Origin of the sequence: Caballeronia sp. dw_276 (assembly GCF_018449635.1) — a bacterium.
GTDB lineage: Bacteria > Pseudomonadota > Gammaproteobacteria > Burkholderiales > Burkholderiaceae > Caballeronia.
The window spans coordinates 103,604-123,854 of sequence record NZ_JAAVUV010000013.1; the positions used below are offsets into that span (position 1 = coordinate 103,604).

The window sequence follows — 20,251 nt, forward strand, 5'->3', positions numbered from 1 at the left end:
CCCGACCGCATTGCCAGCTCTTTGATGACAAATCGCCGCTGCCGGCACGTCCAATGTTCTCTGATGCAGATGCCATTCGACGAGACCGTTAGTAGAGTTTTTAGCCCGGCTTGTGCAACCCGTTTCTATGATTGGCCGTGAACGACCCCTATGCAGACCATTAGAGGTAACGTGGAGCTAAGCTGCGCGGCAGTTTGCGCAACACCGCTTGAACGCCGGTTAAAATTTTTCGCACGCGCTGAATGGTGACTCCCGACCGAGGAATGCTCGTATTTCACGTAGTCCCATGTGCCAAGATTGGTTCTAGCTTGAAACAAACTTCGAAAGTGCACTTCGAAATCACGCTTAAATGTCTTTGGACTAACTTGTGAACTAAGCCAAGCCGCTTTGCGGCGTCGGCTTGAATATTCTGTTAGACGTCACGATTTAGGAAGTCCTGGACGCGTGCTGTTGGCGTCGAATTAGCACTAAGGCCTTTTTCGAATTCAAAGATGGCGCTCATCCACTTTGAATAAGCTGCATCATCAAATCGGTCTGCGGTCATGCTCTCAGCACCTTCTATGGCAAAGAATAGTTCTTTCGTTTTGGCCATAACTACCTCGTCAGGAAGACTTGAGTCCGCTTCGATGAAAGGATTCTTAGAGTAATCCTTGAAAATCTTTGCTTGTTTTAACTTTCGAGATAAGTAATAGCAAACCGATCTAGCTTTGGTGGAAGAAAGACCGAGTAGATAATTTTCGATGATATTCATTGCTAGTCAATCCTAATAATGTCGAACGCAGATTGAGGGAGATCACTAACTATGCATTCATAAGACATTGGGTTTGCTTTATCCTTGACTTCCACCTTCTTGTAGGACGCGATGGCATTTTGTCGTGGAATAACGCACAGCAGTGGGCGAAACTGCTGGGGCAGCGCAAGATCGCTAATTTGGATAATGTCTTGCAAATCTTCGTCCGTGATGAGACCTCTAGCTCTCATTGATTCAGCCCCTTTCTTTACTCCTAGACGAATGAGGGGAATCTTATTCGCGTGACGATCTGAGCCAACAATCTCATTCTTCAACGTATTGTAGATTTCAAGAGGAGATGAACTTGGGGGAACCGTGAAATGCGGCGATTGATAGTTAGAGCCAAAGTATGGCGTGCACCATAGATAATGCCTGCCACCATAAAATTGTGCGTTAATATTGAAAGCAAGCTCTGACATCGTCGAGTAAAGGACGGGATTGGTAATTTTGTTTAGATCCATTGCTCAGTCCTCTCCCGGATGTTTTTCGTATGAAGATAAATAGACACCCTAATTGGTGGAAAACCATCATGCAAATGATGTCATTGTTCATGAAATTTAGACGCCTTTTTTATTGAAATCAGACACTTGTGCGACTTTAGCACGCCATAACAGAAAACTACAAACATGCCTTCGCGCATGGCTGAGCCCGTATCATCAGACGTCCGCTTCTGGCCGAACCCGGGCCGACGGCGAGCGCATCAAATCAACCCTCAATAGACAGTCGCTTGCGGATCTCGAGTGTCCAAACCAAATCCCGAAACAGCCCCTCCAAGAGAAGCAGAATTTGCCATTTGACGGTCGTACAGCTTAGCAAACGCGATTGATTGAGTCTCTTTTGCCGAGCTGTTCCGCAGTCGAAACGAATATCTCTTCTTATTCATAGTTTAGTATGCTAGTTGATTCTTTTAGTTGAAGCTCAACAATGTTGAGGTCTGGGCGAGTTGATTCATCGCAAGTCAATTTATTGATTACCAATGCGCGAAACTGACGTATATACTGACGAGTCTTTGCCGTATAAAAGGTAGTGTAGAGATCTACATATACGAGTGACTTATCGTGGGCCAGATATCCAGATTAGTCGAGTATTGTCTCATCCAGGGCGCGGTCGTAGGCTTGAAAAAGTAAGAAATTTCCGAGAGAAAGCTTTTTATGATGAAACCGTCATGCGCAATTCTGCTTCTTAGTGTGTTGATGGGTTCATACCATTCAGACGCAATCTCGTTTCCGGTTATCAGGCGGTAGCTCTCGAATTTGATCTTGAAATGATAACGCCTTGATTGCTTTGCTGCTCGTTTTAGATCACAAAGTTTTAAATATCTGATAGCCAGTTTAAAATATTAAATTTATTAAATAAAAAAATATTTAACAGAATTTGTGCAGAGGGTAGTAAGGTCCAAAAATTATTTGTTGCTTAATATGTAAATATGAAGTTTGAGCTTGTATAACATTTATTGTGCACCTGTAAAGTTTACGAAAATTTGCCGACAGATTTTTAATCATCCAGTCTAATTCTTTGTCGTTTCATTTTTAGATTGGTAGCGACCAGACGAAATCATTCACGGGATCTATCAACGATTTTTCTTAAACATCGCATCGCTTCGGCCATGACAGCCAGTCTGCAGTTGCACTGGATGACCGAAGTGAAACGCACAGCAGCCGTCGCCTGCGGGCCGACCTACTGCCTCGATACACCGGAGTACGGTAAGGTCCTTGCGCAAAGGATAGCGGCATCAAAGGCGGATGCCTCCCCGAATCGCCTGATTGCGCTTTACGACTAGCTAGACCACTGCGAAGCGTCGCTGACGACTAGTCTCACTGGGTTCAGCATCCTGTGCAGAACAAAGGACGGCGCGCCGATGGTCGATGCGTGGAGCGCCGAGAACGAAAGCAATGACGCCAAGCTCGTCAAGGCCGGCGATCTGACCGCATGCTATGTCATTCTTTCGCGGCGGGCATTTGGCTGCTGCGGAAGCCGTCGCTTCGATCAGCGGCCCGATTACGATCGGCAACTCGACCTCAACAAGAACGGCGCGCTGCCGTGTTCGGAGTGATGCGAGTTTTACCTCGCTGTGCATTGAACGCCTTTCTTGGTCATGCTTCTTTGACAAAGACGAACATGTCCGCCTCAAGGACAAGCGGGATACGTCGACGCTTCTATATGTGAGAATGTCCTTTATCACTTATAGAAGAGGGGGCGAGCCGATGATCGAACCACCAACTCAGATTCCTGATGTCGAGGTGTTGCTCGCGCTCGAGCCCGAAGAACTGGACGGCAAGATGCTGCTTTTGTTGCGCGCTCGGGACGAACACTGGACGTTCAACGTCGGGGCGCTGCGCAGGGAGCTGTGGGACCAACACGCAGCGTTGGTCGGTCGCCCGCAATATCCTCAAAACCGCCGTCAGGAAGTGGACCTGCCGATCGCGGAGGCGCTGGCCTGGCTTGAGGCGCAGGCGCTGATCGTCCCGGCGGAAGGTTTCAACGGCCAGAACGGATTCCGTCACCGGAGCCGCTGCGGGCGGCGCTTCGAAAATGAAGCTGCATTTATCGACTACCGGACCGCGCGCCTGCTCCCGAAAGACCTGCTGCATCCGGTGATAGCCACGGAGGCTTGGCTGTCCTTCATGCGCGGCGCGTATCCGACCAAGGTGTTCGAAGCGATGCGGGCGGTTGAGATTGCGGTGAGGGACGCTGCTGGTTTTCCGGCAGCAGATCACGGGATCCCGATGATCCGGAGAGCTTTTGCCACGAATACTGGCCCCCTGACAGATGGAACCAAGGATGCAGGCGAACAGGAAGCACTGTCGGCCCTCTTTGCAGGGGCGATTGGCTCGTACAAAAATACGCACTCACATCGCAACGTGCCGATCGATACGCCGCGCGAAGCGGTCGAAATGATCGTGCTGGGGAGTCAACTACTTGGCATCGTCGACGCACGGGCTGCGGCGAGGCAAGCCGCATGAACCAACTCGCCACGTTCAATAGCATCACGACGCTAGCAGTGGGTGCCGCCGCTGGCGAGCAAGCCAGTGTCCGCTTCCTCGAGTTCTTCGCCTCCAACATTCGCAACCCGAACACACGCCGCGCGTATGCGCACGCGGTGGGAAAGTTTCTCGCCTGGTGCGCGCAGGCGGGCGTTGGATCCATCACAGCCGTGCAACCGCTGCACGTTGGCACCTGGATTGAGTGGCAAACGCAGACCTTGTCGACACCCACAGTCAAGCAGCACCTGGCCGCCATCCTGCACCTCTTTGACTGGCTCGTCACTGGCCAGGTCGTACCGCATAATCCAGCCGCGTCCGTGCGCGGGCCGAGTCACACGACCCGCAAGGGCAAGACCCCCGTGCTCGATGCAACGGAAGCATTGCCGTCAGGGATCGGGCGTTGATTGGGTTAATGGTGTTTTCGTTTGCGCGGGTGGGCGCTGCGCTAGTAATGCGGGTCGAGGACGTGTACGTGCAGAACAAGAGGCTGTGGGTGCGGCTGCGCGAGAAAGGCGGAAAGCAGCACGAAATGCCCTGTCACCACACGCTTGACGCGTATCTGCACGAGAACCTGGGTCGCACCGGGATTGCTGGCGATCCGAAAGGGCCACTCTTCCGCACGATTTAACGCGGCACCGGACTCCTGAGCACCACCGCCCTGCCCCAGGCCAATGCGTATGCGATGGTGCGATGCCGAGCGCTCGAGGCCGGCATCGACACCAAGATTGGCAACCACACGTTTCGCGCGACCGGAATCACCGCCTACCTGAAAAACGGCGGTACGCTCGAAAACACGGCGGCGATGGCCAATCACGCATCGACCCGCGCGACCGAGCTCTACGGCCGGCGTCGCGACGACATTACTCTCGACGAAGTTGAGCGGATTCGCGTGTAAATTGCAGGGTGTCATATTGCGATGCGGAGCGCGGATATGGGTACCGGTCATCTCTTTACACGTCGCGAACTTTACGAGCGGGTCTGGGCTGAACCGATCAGCGCACTCGCTAAGACCCTGCAGGTGTCCGACGTCTGGCTCGCCAAGACCTGCCGTTTAAGCAATATTCCGCTGCCACCGCGTGGCTATTGGGCCAGGTTATATGCCGGTCAGGTCGTCGGCAAAACGCCCTTACCGCTTCGCGCGCCCGGTGAAAGCGATCAGGTAACCGTGGGCGGAGGACGCTACCCTCACCACCGCGGTGCCGACTCGAAACCACCGACAGTGCCCGAGCCCCCTGCTTACGAAGAAACCGAAGATCAGATCGCCGCGCGCATCGAAAAGATGGTGCCTAAAGGCTGGCGCCCTGCTCGCTCGCTGGACTTGCCGTATCCTGCCATCGCCCGACTGCTGAGTGAGGACCAGGAACGTCAAACGGCACGCGATCGCTCCCCCCGCTCAACCTACGACGCCCCTCGTTTTGAAAGCCGCGTAGAGCAACGTCGCCTGCTGCTCATCAGCAATCTGTTCGGGTTGCTGTTTCAGATGGAAGCACAGCCATCTATTCGCGGCAATGACGCTCGGGAGACCCAAGCGCACGTGGGGAATCAATGGGTACGCTTTACGGTCGATACGACCGCGAAACTTCGTCTGCGACGGCAGCAATCCAAGGCACCGGGTCGGCTCGCTGAGCCGCTCGCGATCGAAATCAAAGTAAGTCGATGGGAGGACAATGATGCGGACGAGGTGCTGTTTTGGAGCGATGACGACGCGGGAAAACTCGAAGCAAAGATACGAGAAATAGCCATCGCGATCGTCTTGACCGGCGAGCGGCAACACCGAAAGTCACGGCAACACAGCTATGAATGGGCCCTGTCTTCCTACGAGGAAGCGTGTGAGGTCGTGCGCAAACGGCGCGAAGACGCAGAGCGGCGCGAGCGTGAAAGGATCGAACAGGCAGAAGCAGATCGAGTAAGCCGGCTTTTTGCACAAGTGGCAGCCCGGCAGCAAGCGCAGCAGATCCGTGCGTATGTGCAGGAAGTCATCACGTCGCCGCATGCCGCTGAACGTCGGGCCTTTGACGGTGAGCGCGACGCATGGGCATGCTGGGCGCTGACTGTCGCTGACCGGCTCGATCCGCTTGCGCCGGACAGCACACCGGATAGCGTCAGTGTGCCGCCACTGCCTGCAGGTTTTGCCGGTCGTACTGACTCGCGGGCCCCGGACATACCGGATCACCGACCGCAGGCGTCATAATGGCGACCGTATGCAATACGTCGGGCAGAAACATGAAGTATCTGCAGGACGCGACGAGCCCCAGTGCAAGCGGTTCACCGTGTTTTTGTCACTATCCCCGCCATGGCGAGGACCTGGTGATCTTCGGGCGCCTCTACGCCGTAGGCCAAGATCGCCCGCGGCGCTTACCGGAGGCTCGGTCGCTGCTGATCGATTTGGACAAGCAGGGTTTGCTGATACAGCCAGCAAGCGTAGGCGAAGTCGACCCGGACGCGCTAGGAGCTCGTCGGAGTTGAGGTGAAGCGTCATTCAAAAGATAAGGCTGTGAGTGGGTTCGCGCCGGTTTGCGGGCTCACCTCAGTCGTCAACACGCGATGAAGGGCATTTGAAAGTGGATGAGGAAGGCAATCGGGGCGATGGGGCCACGCAACGTCCCCCTTCTCGTACTACGCGCCCCGTAACACGCTCATCCGCTTGATGTTCCACGCGAGCGCGACCGGCGACCATTCCGTCGTGACGTTGGACAGTCCGCGCAGCGAGAACTGCCGGAATCTCATCACATGATTGATGATGCCGAACACCGGTTCAACCGAGTTCTTGCGTAACCCGTAAAGCGCGCGACCTGCCTCCGTCTTGAGTCGGTGTGTCATTCTGACGATCGGGTCGGTGCTAGCAGGTGGCGCCGGATCATCGCCGAAGCGTTCCATTAGCGGTCGATGATGAGCGTCGCGCTGGATCGCAATCAGCGGCTCGATACCCGCCGCCGCGCAGAGGGCGCCGTTGGCCGCACTGAAGTAGCTCGTATCGGTCAGCAACACCTCCCTAACGCGCAACCTTATCCTTCGGATGACCACCACGCCCGAACATCCGAAAGTCTCTTAAATGACGAGAATTTACTCCCGGAACTGGGCGTCAACGCGTCGGTTGAGGACGACTGTTGATTTGCACCGAAAACCGACCCACTTTGGGACTGAACCCCTGATGCTGGAGCAGGGTTTGGCAAGAACTAAGCCGGCTGCCGGGCGAGATGATCCTCAAACAAGAAGTGAATGACGGTTAGCCTCAAGAAATTGCAAAAAGTGCCGTCATGCAATCAAACTGAAGATCACTAACAAAACTCAACTGCGCACTCGGATGTCGAAGCGGTACTGGTTATGTAATCCGCGCTACTCGTGACCTTCCGTTGTCTTTGACTAAATTTCAGCGTACCAACCATAAAACTACGGAGAAATATGAGCAGCAAGACGGACCAGTTAATCGACTATTTCTTCGGCGATGCAAATGTCCAGCGCCTCGTGTCATCCACGGCGTCCTGGGAGCCATTGCGTATCTGCTATCCGAAGGAGGTGAACGTCTCCCGGTTCATCGCATGGCTCCTTGACCCGTCCGAAGGACATGGCTTGGGAGACCTTGCCATACAGTCGCTACTAGTGCGTGCGTGGTGGCAAAGTGACGGCGTTGATATAGACGTTGCGACCCGCCGCTTCCTCTCGCCTGCCAATGTGCACACTGAGGGGTTCTCCGCATCGGTTGTGACCACGGAAATCAACGTCGGCGGCCGTTCTCTCGACGTCCTTGTGTTGGACGCGAGTCGCCGTCGCTACATCGCGATCGAGAACAAGTTCGGGGCCTCGCAATCGACGGCACAACTTTCGCATTATCGGAAGCAGCTTGAAAAACTGCTCCCAGACTTTCTCGGCATTCACATCTTTCTTGACTCAAACGAAGCTGAGCCAGCGGATCCGTCATGGATTCCTGTTGGCTATGACTGGCTCTCAGACTTTCTACGGGAGGCAGATAAGCGTGAAGCGACCGCCCGTCACGTCCGGGACGCATTGGCGCAGTTCAGGGGCGTCATTGAGGATGAGGCTGAGGATTCCATGGGTAAAAGCACATATGGGCGGTTGGTGACCGAAGTGGCCGGGGGCCACCCTGAGACTTTCGCCTTTATGGCAGAGTGGTCAAATAACTCCTCGAAGGGCACACGAGCGCAGGTGCTTGCAGACCTGATGGAGCAAGCGACGACGCTGGAAGGCAAGGCCATGCTGCGTCTATTTCAGTTGTACTGGCGTCGGACCGCAGTTTGGGAGGACTGTATCCGACAAGTACAGTTCGCACCGTTCGTCTCGTCGCTGCGCGAGCGATTTGATGATTTGCTCGTTGACCCTAAGCGGGTTCGCACGGGATTTTCACTACAGCAATGGGCATCTCTCGTCGATCACGATCAATTCTCACATTGGTATTACCCTGCTGGCGTGAACGTTTGGCAGACGGGGGAGACCTTCAAGGTCACGACGTTCGTCCAGTTGAACGACGTGCGTGCCGAACGCCGCGATGCGCTGATAGAGATCGCGGAAGACATGCGCAGAAGCAATGGCACAAAGCGCTCCATGACCGACGAGCAGTCGTTCGTTACTCTACGGCGTCGTAAGGACCTTAGCCGGGAGCGAGCGATCGAAGAGACGTTGAGCCAGATGGCAGAGCTTCAGATGCGTTTAAACGCGATCCGGTAACCGTAGTTGTCGTCGATTGCGTTGACCACTGCAAGATTCATCGGAGCAAGGATGCCTGAGGGTCATCACCTGCTTCGACTGGCTCGTTCGCAACTTTAGCGTGTGATTTTCCGAAGCGAGTTGTGGGCCCAGTTCGGACGGCAAGCAATAATAATTTGGTTTTGCGCCGAGAAAATTTGGGAAACACTTTCCACAGATCAGATGACGTGCGCGACGACAGTGAATCTTTCCCATAGCCGCTTGTAGCCGATTGACGCATTTAACTTGATACTGCCGAACACCGAGGCCAACATACAAAAAGTACTGGGTAAAACGATTCGAAAATTCACGAAAACTCGACGAAAGATGCACGATAAGCAACGAATCGTCCCTTCGAACGAAGTCTTGTAGGAGAGAGCCGTGGTGCAATCTAACGTTTCGGCCGCAAAAATTATTCGATCGTCGGCTAAATTTTCGATAACTTATCGTAATATTGCTACCGAAAACAGGGCATTTCCGAAGCGATAGGGATCCTCAACAACAAGTGCTCGGTCGACAACGACCATACTAACAACGGTACATCTGATTTGAAAACAGACTTTTACCGCCTTAATTTCGCTGTTCGGACCTGTACCCGGAATGTCCCCCACGGCTATGAACCATGGCTGAAACGACGGCCGAGGATATGTTCGGCCGAGCAAATTTAGCTTGCGTTGAACGGCGAAACCCAAGCACACCTAAAACGACGATTGGTGGTGCGTTTCTCTGCTCAGCATTAAATGCTCAACAAGCTATGCCCCGCTAATGCGTGTGAAGCGAATTGCGCTTTAAACGTTGGTTGCGGTAACGGAGTTGTCCCAGTGATACAAGATTTCAGCCATTGTTTGCACGACACCGAACGGAAAGTCTTTGAATTCCTTACTGCAGCCCTGCCCGACACTAGCGATATTGTCGTTTACCCCAATATCGAGCTGTTCGATGCTTCGAAAGCGTCATATGTGGAGTGCGACGCAATTGTGCTCACCAAGTCTTTTATCGCGGTAATCGAACTGAAAGACTGGTTTGGCGCCATTGCGGTTAAAGAACCGAAATGGCGGCGCGGCAACGGCATGATCGATAGTCCGCATATCGTCAACAACAGAAAGTGCAAAGTTTTTAAAAGTTATATGCAACACGCACTAAGCGGCGTCGCGGGGAACAAATTGCCATTCGTTCAATCTGTGGTCGCGCTCACTAATGCGGACGCCCAGGTTGAGGGAGCCTCGTCAGCCCGTCACGGGAACCTTACCGACGGTCTCATAACTCTCGATGGGATGGAAGAGCTAGCGGATTATCTTAAGCGAAGAATCCATCATCATGAGAAATCCGAACGTGTTTTGGGTGATTACCATTTCCGCAAGCTGGCCGAGCAACTCAACAAGGATAAGCAATCCGCCACGGTCAGCTACGAAGACCAAATCCCAGGATATCGGATTCATGAAGACAGAGGTTCGGCACCCACCTATATTAGTTATATCGCCGAGCGTAACCCTAATATTGATCACCGCCTTTATCGACTGCGCGTCTTCGGCGAGCTTAGCAACGATCCAGCAGTTTCAGAAACTCAACTTAGGAGTCTACGGACTGCGGCGGCCTTGCCTTACTATCCGGGAATTCGCTCGGTAAGTGCGCACCCTAACGACCGTAATCTTATCGTTGAGGTTTCAGACTGGACGGATACGCGCTCGCTTGATGACCTACTCGCCGAGCACAACCGTCTTGAGTGGCGTCGTGCGGCGTCGATCATACGCCATATCGCTCTCGCGTTAGATTTCGTTCACGAGTCAGCCGCAAGCCTAGTACACCGTAATGTGCAGCCCAGAAGCATTCTCATCGGCGCTGATGGTAATGCGCAATTAACGGACTTCGATTTAACGTTCGATCCCGGTGCAGCCATGACGGTGCTTGGAAACAACTATGAGGACCATTTATCTCCGGGGTACACGGCGCCCGAATTGTATCTAGGACAAGCCGATTTTAAATCCGATGTGTACTCGCTTGGAGCAGTTTTTTTTCGTGCGTTAGTTGGTAAAGTCCCCTCTCACACAACGAATATAGCTGTCGAACTGACTTCGGCTCTGCTGGCAGGCTCGTGCGAAGAGCCCAAACGTGCAGCCTTATGCGCTCTTATCGGCAGCATGCTTGCCCAACGGCCTTCGCCACGCCCTACTGCAAGCGAGATCGCAGCATCAGTCGCCGCGCTAACCGAGGCAACCTCGGAGAATGAAGCAAACTCAGTCCGCGAGATGGTGGAAACACCCTCATACACGAGCATCGAAATAATGGCGGAAGGTGCGACAGCGCAAGTGTATAAGGTTGACAACCACGGCGAACAATTTGTTCATAAAGTGTTCAGACCCGACGTCGCGCGCGAACAGGCTTTGCACGAGCGCGACATCCTGCGTGCGGTCGACCAGCTTGATCTGCCCGTTCTCTTCCCGCGAGTGCGGCATTTCTCTGAGGTCATTGGGCAGCGTTGGTGTTTGGCGACTGATCTAGTGCCCGGAGAATCGCTAGGTGCGCTAATCGCCTCTGGAACGCGACCGTCTATGGCGCAGTTCCTCAATATTTCACGTGTAATTCTATCCACCCTGACCCGTTTGCATGCTGGTCGTGAACCAGACATTTTTGGAATTATTCATAACGATCTCACGCCCCACAATATCTTAGTGGATACGTCTAGGAACGCTGTCGGGATTATCGATTTTGGATGCGCGTCGGCCCCGGGTGTCATTAGTCTACGTGGAACGCCCGGGTATGTGCATCCCGCGCTCGTCTCGCGTGGAGACATGAACGCGTGCCCGCAGAACGATCTGTATGCGTTAGGTAAAACACTTGGGCAATGGCTATTCGCTAGCCACAACGCCGACGAAGGGGGCATCTCTGCGGAGGTTCCGCACGACTTTGAGCAGACACGCATCGTCACCTGGCTGGATGCCGCAACGAACGTCGACGGCTGTGCATACGCAAGTGCTGGCGATATGCGCGCGGCGCTCGATAAAGCTCTGGCAACCATCGACGGCCCGGATTCCGCCGTCGACATGAAGATTGACAACGAAGTCGCGGAATCGCTGGAAGTCACAAATCAATCTTTTCAAGACCAAGATGGATTGTATTTGCAGGGCGATGCTCCTACGCCCTCTAATCCATTTGTTCGTTATCTCAACACCCTGCACAATGTGAGCGCGGGCAATGCCAACGCGCTTGCCGAATATCAATCCACCAATCAATATTTTGCGAGTATCTACGAGCCTACGCGGATGGCCCAGGATATCTATCGACGCTTGACAAGCGGAGAAGAAATGGTGGTCGTACTCTCCGGTCATGCGGGTGACGGTAAGTCGACTGTCGCATTGGAAGTGCTCAAACAGCTGCGGAACATAGCGCCAGAACAACCGCTTTTACAGCCACCCGAGCCACTCGAAGAAGCGTTCGTTAATGGATTGCGTATCTGCATACTCAAAGATATGAGCGAACATACTGCAGTCGAACGCCGCAATAAGTTTGAGCAAGCACTTGAGGAAGGATCAGGCAGTTGGCTCATTGTCAGCAACACGGGTCCGCTACTCAACACTTTGAGCGAGATGCGGGGTGATATCGATGAAAAGGTATTGGGCTTGCTCGACCAACCGATCGTCGAGACGCTCGACGATGAGAAGCATTGCATCAATGACTTTCATAAGCAGATCTTTATTGCAAACCTGAGCAAGCTCGATAACGTGGATACCGCGGTCAATGTGCTGCGTAAAATCTCTTCCCATCCCTCTTGGGATATTTGCAATGGATGTGCAATGCGCGAGCAGTGCCCCATTCAACAAAATATTAGCGCCGTCCAGAACGCACCTGAGCTTAAGGAGCGTGTGTCATCAATATACCGCCTTCTTACTTCCTACGAGCGCCGTCTTACCATGCGGCAAATGACGGCTCATCTAGCATACAGCGTTACCGGTGGGGCAGCTTGTTCCGACGTCCCCGAGCTCATTGAGCAAATCGGAGCTGAGGCGGCGTTACGAAAGCATCTATTTAGCGAGCTATTTTTCGGGTTTTCAGATCGAAAGCCAAATTTGCAGAGCTCCAGTCTGTATTGCGTCGAACAACTTCAGGCACATGTGGAGTCTGGCCGTACGCGGCCAGCGGTCGAACTCAAACTTCAAGAGGCGACATTGCAGACCTTCGCGCCCATCCCTGAGATCCTCGAGCCGGTCCTACAACACTGGCAAATCAAGTTCACGGACGGTGCGCTAGGCGGCACTGCACGCAGCGCCATACGCCGCTTGGCGTTCATGTTTGGCAAACGAGTCGATGTACCTTGGTGGAGCAGTTTTATTGACGACTTCACCGGATCTGCCACCCTTAGCGACTGGGAACAGTGGCGAATCCACGGGTTTGCGAAAGTGAGCCCTGCGGAGCGACGCGCCTTAGTTCGACAGATCTTATCCGTGCTCAGCGAGCATTGTATCGGAGCGATGCGCGCATCAAGCCTCAAGGACAAGCTATACATTACGCTACGTCGCGACGACATGGAAACCACGCAACCCGTCCAAGTCGTAATTGGCGAATACGATGAGAATGACTTCCGACTTGAATTCAATAGTTCAGAAAAGATGCCGCAACTCATCTATACCCCGGCGGGCGGTGAAGTCTTCATGCGTTTGCCACTACCACTTTTGGATTTCGTTAACCGAAGAAGCACTGGCGATTTCGGGCAGGAATTGGATCCTATCCACGTCAACCAACTCGATCTGTTTACCTCACAACTCGTTAGCCGCAAACGCTTGCCAGTGGAAGATATCCGATTATTAAGTATCAGTGTCACTGGAGAGCAACATGTCTATCGAGTAGCGATAGACAATTCCAGTATGGAGATTTACTAGAGATGGCCCGATTCCCTAACTTCAGCCTATCGGAACAACAGCCGGCGAACGAGGACAAGAACGCGGCCATTCAAGTCTTTGGCCGTCGTTTCTTCAAAGACCAAACTCCTGTTGAATATCTCGCAGAATTCCTGCTCGTGTTCGCTTCCGATAAAGACGAAAATGTCACGAATGCGTATTCGTTTCCTCTATATTCTTCGACACCTACGGTCCTGCACTATCATCCACCCTACAAACTTACGCTGAAACTGTTCTCATTTCTAGCGGCATCTAAGCTCGAAACACGTCACCGCAGCCACATTGACTCTTTTAAAGATGGGATTAAGGAATTGGAGCGCCGTATTAGCGCAGGCTCTAAGATCGATCACGACGACGCAGTGCGATTGATCCAGGGGGTGTTCTCTGGTTTTGTGGGCGTAGCGGGCGACCGCACTTGGACGGCTCATACGTTCTTGCCCGCTTCAGAAGGTTTGCTGGCACGGGAGGTTATATGGAGGCATGAGGGGCCGAAGGGGGCAGCAAAAAATCCCGAATTGACATGGGACGTCGCACTCTCAAGAGACTATTTCAACGTAAATGCGCATAGCTTTTTGGCGCGTGGTGGTGAGCACCTATATCTTCAGTTGACTAGTCTCTTCAACAATCACAAAGAGGACGCTTTAACTTCTCTTTTTGATGGAAATTATGCTGATAACTACGCGCATCTGAAGAGCGTAGGGAGTCTGAGTCAACTACGCGAAAGTCTCCAAAAACGCTTACGGCAAATGCTAAGCGAGAGTGATCAGGCAATAGGCCCGCTAGGCGAATTCGTCAGCCAAGCGTTCGATGCAGCAGGGGTCTCCAGTGAAGGCGAAAAAAGTTCGGCTACTCTCGGATGGGTTCCCACTGAAACATCAACAGAAGCATCGTTGTTCGCGTGGGAAATCGATAATATTTGCGCAGCGCAGCGCAGTGGCCTGCAAAAGATCTCATTGCTGAAAGATCTTTGCGTATTACATGTTATGCGGAGTCTTTGTTTTCAAAGCGCGCGCGTCACTAGTGCAGCAATTACCTCGGGATTTATTGGAAATTACGCATGGATAGTCAGTCCTCCCGGTGAGCAAGATAGCAACAACACCAAAAAGATCGCAATTAATGCCTACGTGGACGTCGAAAATCTACTTTACGACTCACTTCGTAGGTACGACCGTTACGAAGAAGGTATCGAGCCGCTGGATACTGTAAGCCGGCAGGAGTGGTTACATCGCGGCGACGATAATGTCCGTAGTTTGTTCCGGAAAATAGGAAAACAAATTGGCGTGATCGTGCCACGCAACGGGTTAGGAATGCGCATCACCCTGCCCGCTCAGATAGTGCGTCTGATGGTCGCCGCACTTGTGCCCCCTGGCACAAGAATTCGACTCGATAAGTTTCATGAACGAATATTCGCGCACTACGGTCTAGCAATTAATCAAGAAACAATCCATTTGGCGTTAGCTAGTTCGTGTACACAGAATGCTGCTGACGCATTCGGCATTGATTCGTCTTGGTTCGAAGAGGAATTGCGTCGCGGTGGTTACCTAATTCCCCTGTCCGACGCCGTAGCACTGGTACTCAATCCTTACAAGGGATAATTGTGAATCTGTTTGTTGAAGAGCTGACAAAGTATTTGACCGATGAGTGCGCGGGTGTATTGAGCGCTGGGACACACGACAAGAACAAAATCACGCTCGTGGTACAGAGCTTGCCATTGGTCGAAACGATCACCGTGCTCGAGCGAGTTGACAATTTTTTCGTTACCAAGTTTCCAGGTATCGAGCGCGCAATTAAGATATCCAGAGGACTCTGGCTAAGCTGGGGTGTTGATGAAAGAGCTGCTCTGCCAGATGAAGAGCGGATCATGGAAAAGTGGGTGGACATGGACGATCAGCTAACCATTTTTCGCAACAGGGGCCATTGCATCTTCTTCGGGTTCGATCATGCTTCCGACAAGGGAAGTCTAAAAGACTTCCATTTGGTAAGCGAAGATCTATTGTGGCGTCGTGTTCTTGTTCAGCGCTACCGTAAGTGGGTTCTTCAGATTGCCGAACAGCTAAATGACCAAGACGAGCGAGCCACTGAAGTGCTTGAAAACTTCCTCAGCACAGTCGAAAAGTTTAGCGCGGGTCGTTTAGTACGTGTGGCGAGCTTCTTCGATCAGATTTTGGCGCGCAAACCCGACACACTACGAGAAGTTGTCTCTGAGTGCTACGCCGATCTCTCGAGTTGGGGTGCCCTTCCCCTGCTTGATGTCCCGATGGGGCGCAATGTGACCAGAGCACAGCACCTAATAACGCAAGGCCACCGTTTTGCAACTCACGCAATGTTTGCTTCAAAGACCGATCGCGACAAGGTTTTGAAGAAAATCGACAAGGCGGAGATTGGCGACGAAGAAACGGAACCGTTCAAACTCCCAACCCCGGTTACCGAGACTGTCACTCCCTACAAAACAGCAGCGGAGTACTTGAATGATGTGCGCTCATTCGTGCGCGACCACGACGTAAGTGCGCTCGCCCGTTTGCAGCAGTGGGACGCTACCCCGCTGTTAAAAGTCATCGAGAAGCGCGAACTAGGTCCTCGTCCCACCCCGAAAGCGATGGTGCTTAGGGGATATAGTGACGTCGTCTTTTTGCAATCCATCAAGCTTACGATTCAGCGATTTTTCGAAGAATACGGCAACAAAGTGACAGCAAACGAGCTTTACAATATCAAATTGCAGCTCACTCGCTATGAAGCAGACGGTGCAGATCTTGCCCAAGATATCTACCGACTCTTAAATGGGATCGTTGGAACCGTCATTCCAGATCGGTTAAGTCTCCCGGGTGTTGATCAGGACATCCCGATACAGTTGGAAGGCTTCGAAGGCATTATAACGGCGCTAACCCGAGCCACAGCAAAAATCTACTTCACTGTGGCCATTAATTCAGAGATGGACACGGAGCCTTTCGAGCAACAATATGTCTGGCCCGTGCCGACTACCCATCCTGAACGCTTACGTCTGGTCTTTGCTGAACAAACCTTAGGCTCGCTATCTAAGCTGTCGGCACCGCGGCTGCCGGCGTTTCATATTGGTGGATTCGATGAGTTGTTTTCCGCAATTGATGAGCAGGATGCACACCGATTATTAATGCTCGGAATGAACGACTTCGACGTTGTCAACGTATTTAACGACGTCGCCAAGCATCCTCTTTATGCCGAGCTCGTCTCTAGCTGTACGGCACTGACTGGCCGCTACAAGGAACACCTAGAGGGGATTCTCAGCAACGGTTTCTATGCAGCGAACGCAAACGTGCATCGGGTCATCACAGCCTATTCCGAAGTGGTCACGCAAGTCATCAGTCGTGCAGCCGGCGCTGAGTACGTATTACCTTGTCTCTACCGTGCCTTTTTGGCGGTAAGGCACAACGATAACCCCACGCAACCCTACCTCAACGCAGCAGTCTCGCTACCAATCTCACCATTTGTCCTTGAGCTTTCGAGCGCGCGTGCCGTTTTTTTGCGGGACGGGTTTAGTGAAATCGTGGCGGAGTTGTTCGACAACGGGAGCGCAGCGGCTGAACAACGTTGGCAACGTCTCGTCGAACTTGCTGAACTACGCCGGCCTGTCGTCGCGCTAGTTGCGGATGCTAACCGTTCGCTCACCAGTGCCTCTCAAGCGTTCGGATTGACGCATTTGATTGGCAACGCCGACCGAAGCGCTCTACCTGTCGCTTCACAGAGCTTGATGCGACAAGAGACTTTTGACGAGGACGACTTAGGACAAATGCTGCAGCCGTCAGGGCGGGCACGAATTTACGAACAACTGATACGCACCTACCAAGGCCTACACAGCCATTCCCACGATCAGCTCAGTTTGTTGTTCACAAACATTGCAGAGATAGACATCGTGCTCTCGGGCGTTGACCGATGGTTAAAGGCGTATCTCAAAGAGACTTTAGACCAGCCGATGCCGTTCTACTTGACCTTGAAAGTCATCACGACGGGAGTTGCGACGACGACAGCCGTCAACATGCTCGTCGCTTGGAAGAACGCTTGGACTGAAAGCAGTTTTAGCAATCAACGAACGTGCTCGATTCACATCGGACATCGACATGCGACCTCGCCCAGCGAACTGGAGGCTATGCTGCGCATGGAGCAGCACCTGCGGTACGACTTGGGCATCATTGCTCATTTTCTCGACGACAAACATGAGGGAGACCAGCTGGAGCCTGTTGAAGCGTTCGATACCGTATATGGGTCGGTTTTACGGCAGTTCCCGCTAACAGAATACCCGCGACCTATCCGACAACTTTCCGCGCAAAGCCAACGGCAGATGTCCATAAGCAATCGTCGCATTCAAATGGCCAGCAAACATACCGAGATTGCAGCTCGGCTGAAGAATCCGCACACGTCTTCTTCACAAGAGCATACGGTTATTACACAAATTGACTTCACACCGTGGAAGCAAACAATCGAAGTGTTGCATCAAAAAGCCGTATGGGTCTCGTGCGTTGACCGTCACATCGATAGCAACCTCATCAGCGCCGCGTCGAGTGAGAATATTAATTTGGACCGCAGAATCGTCGGATTCTCATGTGGTCTAGGTAACTATGGCGAACTGAATCGGACAATCTCCACTGAAGTAAGTGATTTCGGCACGCTAACGAGATCGATTGCGTCTCGCTTACGCCAACACTTGCAGGACTTGACGAAAGAGCAAGCAGAGTTGGGCGCACACAATATCATCAGGTCTGCGTGTGAAATTCCGGGCTTGTCGTTGGTAAAAGCGATTGGACGTGACGAATACATTCGCGATGTCATCGGCTATTCGCTTGTCAGCCGACTGCTCGGCCGTCGGCCCTCATCGGTACTGCAGTCTCTCATCCCACTCGACAGTTTCCCACATTGGTTCCGCGATCGCGAAGATGCGAACATTCCCGATCTGCTTTTTATAGCAGCACATCTCATTGATGGCCGACTCAACATTGAGGCAACCGTTATCGAAGCAAAGTTTGCCCACGAAAACGTGGGGCATGCGGAGAAAGCGTTTGCGCAGGCGAGCGCTGGTTTGCGGCAACTCGTTAAACTCTTCGCGCCCCGAGATGTGTCGTTGAAAGCTACTGTTTTCGAGCGCAAGTACTGGTGGGCGCAATTACATCGCGCGCTGTCGAGTCGTGCGGTCGTAATGCTTGCGAGCGATGACTACCAAGCTTTGTGCACCGCGCTTGACCGATTAAGTGAAGGTGATTTTACTATCACGTGGCAGGCTGTGGCCGCAACCTTCTGGACCAATCGAGCAAGTAGCGATATCTCGCAGCGGTTTATGGGCGCCGTCGATGTAGGATTAGATCGCCCGCTACCTGACGATTTTGGCGTGTACAACATCGAATTTGGTAACGAGACAATCATCCAGCTCCTGACGCAAGACAATCAGGTTCCGTTCGTCGTTCCGGGAACTGCGCTAACTCTTGCCCCGGCGGGGCAGCCTAGGCCCGTGGTACGACCGATCGCGTCGACGGTAGCATCGCTTAATACTGGTGTCGCGGAAAACGCTACGGGAACGCGCTACTATGCGGAGCACCCCAGGCCCAAGTCCAAAACCGAGCAACACACGGCGGACGCGTCCACGGTTTCTTTCCAACAAGTTTCTTCAGAAAAGCCGACTAACGCTGAGCATTACATTCCAGCGACGATCACAAAACCGGAAAATCTCGTGGTGCCGCCGCCCACGCAAACTGTTCCCACGCACGATGTAATCGCAAGATTCTCAGCAAATACGCCGATAGGACTCCCTGCTCGCGTGGGGCGGCTGTTGATAGGTACTGACAATCGAGGACAAGATGTTTTTTGGGAATACGACGACCCGGAATTAGAAAATCGTCACATGCTGATTTTCGGAGCTTCTGGATCTGGTAAGACCTATGCAATTCAATGCTTGCTACTCGAAATGATCAAGCAGCGCCAGCATGCGGCGATCATCGATTACACAGATGGTTTCTTACCCAGCAAACTTGACAATGCATTTGTTGAGCGGGTTATGCCTGAGACACATGTGTTGGTGCAACGACCCTTCCCCATTAATCCGTTTCAACGTCTTTCGAGGGAAGAACCTGGGATCGGCAAATTGTTAGAACAGCCGCACAATGTTGCAAGTCGCGTCGCTGATGTGTTCTGCTCGGTATACACCGTCGGCGACGTACAGCGGGCTGCTCTCGCGCGGCAAATCGAGCAAGGCTTAGTGAGTGGGACTAAGTTCGGTTTAGAAGAGTTGCAGCAAGCTTTAGAAGCAGACCCAAATGCGCCGCAGACACTCGCGCTCAAGATATCAGAATTGGTCAAGCAGAAGCCGTTTTCTATTGAAGAAGGATCGGGCTGGAAGCAGATCTTTGAAGGATCATCACTCGCGCACATTTTACAACTTGTGAATATCTCAAAAGATATGCAGCGTTTGATCGCGGAATTTGCATTATGGGACTTCTTTGCTTACGCAACCAGAAATGGTGATAAAGACATCCCATTACCTGTCGTACTTGACGAAGTCCAGAACTTAGACCACCGTAGCGACCGCGCAATCGATAAATTACTTCGTGAAGGTCGAAAATTTGGCGTCGGCATGATCCTGGCAACGCAAACCATCTCCAATTTTGATAAAGAAGAGCGTGGACGGCTCTTTCAATGCGCTCAAAAGTTATTTTTCAAGCCTGCTGAAACTGAGCGCAAAGATTTTGCGCAAATTCTGGCCGATGTTTCACCAGCGCGCAGCCGCGATGAGTGGATCATTGAACTCGGCAAGCTTGGTAAAGGCGAATGCTGGGCCATCGGCCCACACCGCATTGTTGAAGGCCGACCCATGCGACGCGATCCTATCAAAATCAAAATTGCACCTCTCGAGGCACGCTAGGTAG

11 protein-coding genes and 1 pseudogene are annotated in these 20,251 nt (G+C 52.6%); 9 read left to right on the top strand and 3 right to left on the bottom strand.

Going from position 1 to position 20,251, the window contains the following annotated elements; translation table 11 throughout:
• Positions 1 to 412 precede the first annotated feature (412 nt).
• Positions 413 to 751, bottom strand: a complete 339-nt coding sequence (locus tag HB633_RS24730) for a hypothetical protein (protein ID WP_213780741.1) — start codon at positions 749 to 751, stop codon at positions 413 to 415.
• Between the two features lie 2 nt (positions 752 to 753).
• Positions 754 to 1,251 carry a hypothetical protein gene (locus tag HB633_RS24735; protein WP_213780742.1) on the bottom strand — a complete coding sequence of 166 codons (498 nt, stop codon included), beginning with the start codon at positions 1,249 to 1,251 and terminating at the stop codon, positions 754 to 756.
• A gap of 1,145 nt (positions 1,252 to 2,396) precedes the next feature.
• Here HB633_RS24735 and HB633_RS24740 point away from each other — a divergent pair.
• The 5 genes and pseudogenes from HB633_RS24740 to HB633_RS24760 all read left to right on the top strand — a co-directional run bounded on the left by HB633_RS24740 (position 2,397) and on the right by HB633_RS24760 (position 5,965).
• Positions 2,397 to 2,570, top strand: a complete 174-nt coding sequence (locus HB633_RS24740; RefSeq protein ID WP_213780743.1) for a hypothetical protein — start codon at positions 2,397 to 2,399, stop codon at positions 2,568 to 2,570.
• Between the two features lie 78 nt (positions 2,571 to 2,648).
• On the top strand, positions 2,649 to 2,843 hold the full coding sequence (locus HB633_RS24745) for a hypothetical protein (RefSeq protein WP_213780744.1): 195 nt from the start codon (positions 2,649 to 2,651) through the stop codon (positions 2,841 to 2,843).
• 151 nt (positions 2,844 to 2,994) lie between these two features.
• Entirely contained in the window at positions 2,995 to 3,753 is a 759-nt protein-coding gene (locus HB633_RS24750) for a TIGR02391 family protein (RefSeq protein WP_213780745.1), read from the top strand.
• A pseudogene (locus HB633_RS31170) lies at positions 3,750 to 4,669 on the top strand (tyrosine-type recombinase/integrase). The gene HB633_RS24750 and the pseudogene HB633_RS31170 overlap by 4 nt, the downstream one beginning before the upstream one ends.
• 36 nt (positions 4,670 to 4,705) lie before the next feature.
• The gene (locus HB633_RS24760; protein WP_213780746.1) at positions 4,706 to 5,965 is read left to right on the top strand and encodes a hypothetical protein; all 1,260 of its coding nucleotides are present in this window, start codon (positions 4,706 to 4,708) and stop codon (positions 5,963 to 5,965) included.
• Between the two features lie 425 nt (positions 5,966 to 6,390).
• On the opposite strand, the gene HB633_RS24765 is transcribed toward HB633_RS24760, so the two are convergent.
• Positions 6,391 to 6,801, bottom strand: a complete 411-nt coding sequence (locus HB633_RS24765; protein ID WP_346730360.1) for a transposase — start codon at positions 6,799 to 6,801, stop codon at positions 6,391 to 6,393.
• A 375-nt stretch (positions 6,802 to 7,176) separates the two neighbouring features.
• Between HB633_RS24765 and HB633_RS24770 the strand changes: the two genes are divergently transcribed.
• From HB633_RS24770 to HB633_RS24785, 4 genes are all read left to right on the top strand, one after another.
• Positions 7,177 to 8,457, top strand: a complete 1,281-nt coding sequence (locus tag HB633_RS24770) for a PD-(D/E)XK nuclease family protein (protein ID WP_213780748.1) — start codon at positions 7,177 to 7,179, stop codon at positions 8,455 to 8,457.
• Between the two features lie 839 nt (positions 8,458 to 9,296).
• The gene (locus HB633_RS24775; protein WP_213780749.1) at positions 9,297 to 13,349 is read left to right on the top strand and encodes an NERD domain-containing protein kinase family protein; all 4,053 of its coding nucleotides are present in this window, start codon (positions 9,297 to 9,299) and stop codon (positions 13,347 to 13,349) included.
• A gap of 2 nt (positions 13,350 to 13,351) precedes the next feature.
• Positions 13,352 to 14,962, top strand: coding sequence for a hypothetical protein (locus HB633_RS24780; protein WP_213780750.1), 1,611 nt, complete (start codon positions 13,352 to 13,354; stop codon positions 14,960 to 14,962).
• A 2-nt stretch (positions 14,963 to 14,964) separates the two neighbouring features.
• Positions 14,965 to 20,247, top strand: coding sequence for an ATP-binding protein (locus tag HB633_RS24785; protein ID WP_213780751.1), 5,283 nt, complete (start codon positions 14,965 to 14,967; stop codon positions 20,245 to 20,247).
• Positions 20,248 to 20,251 lie beyond the last annotated feature (4 nt).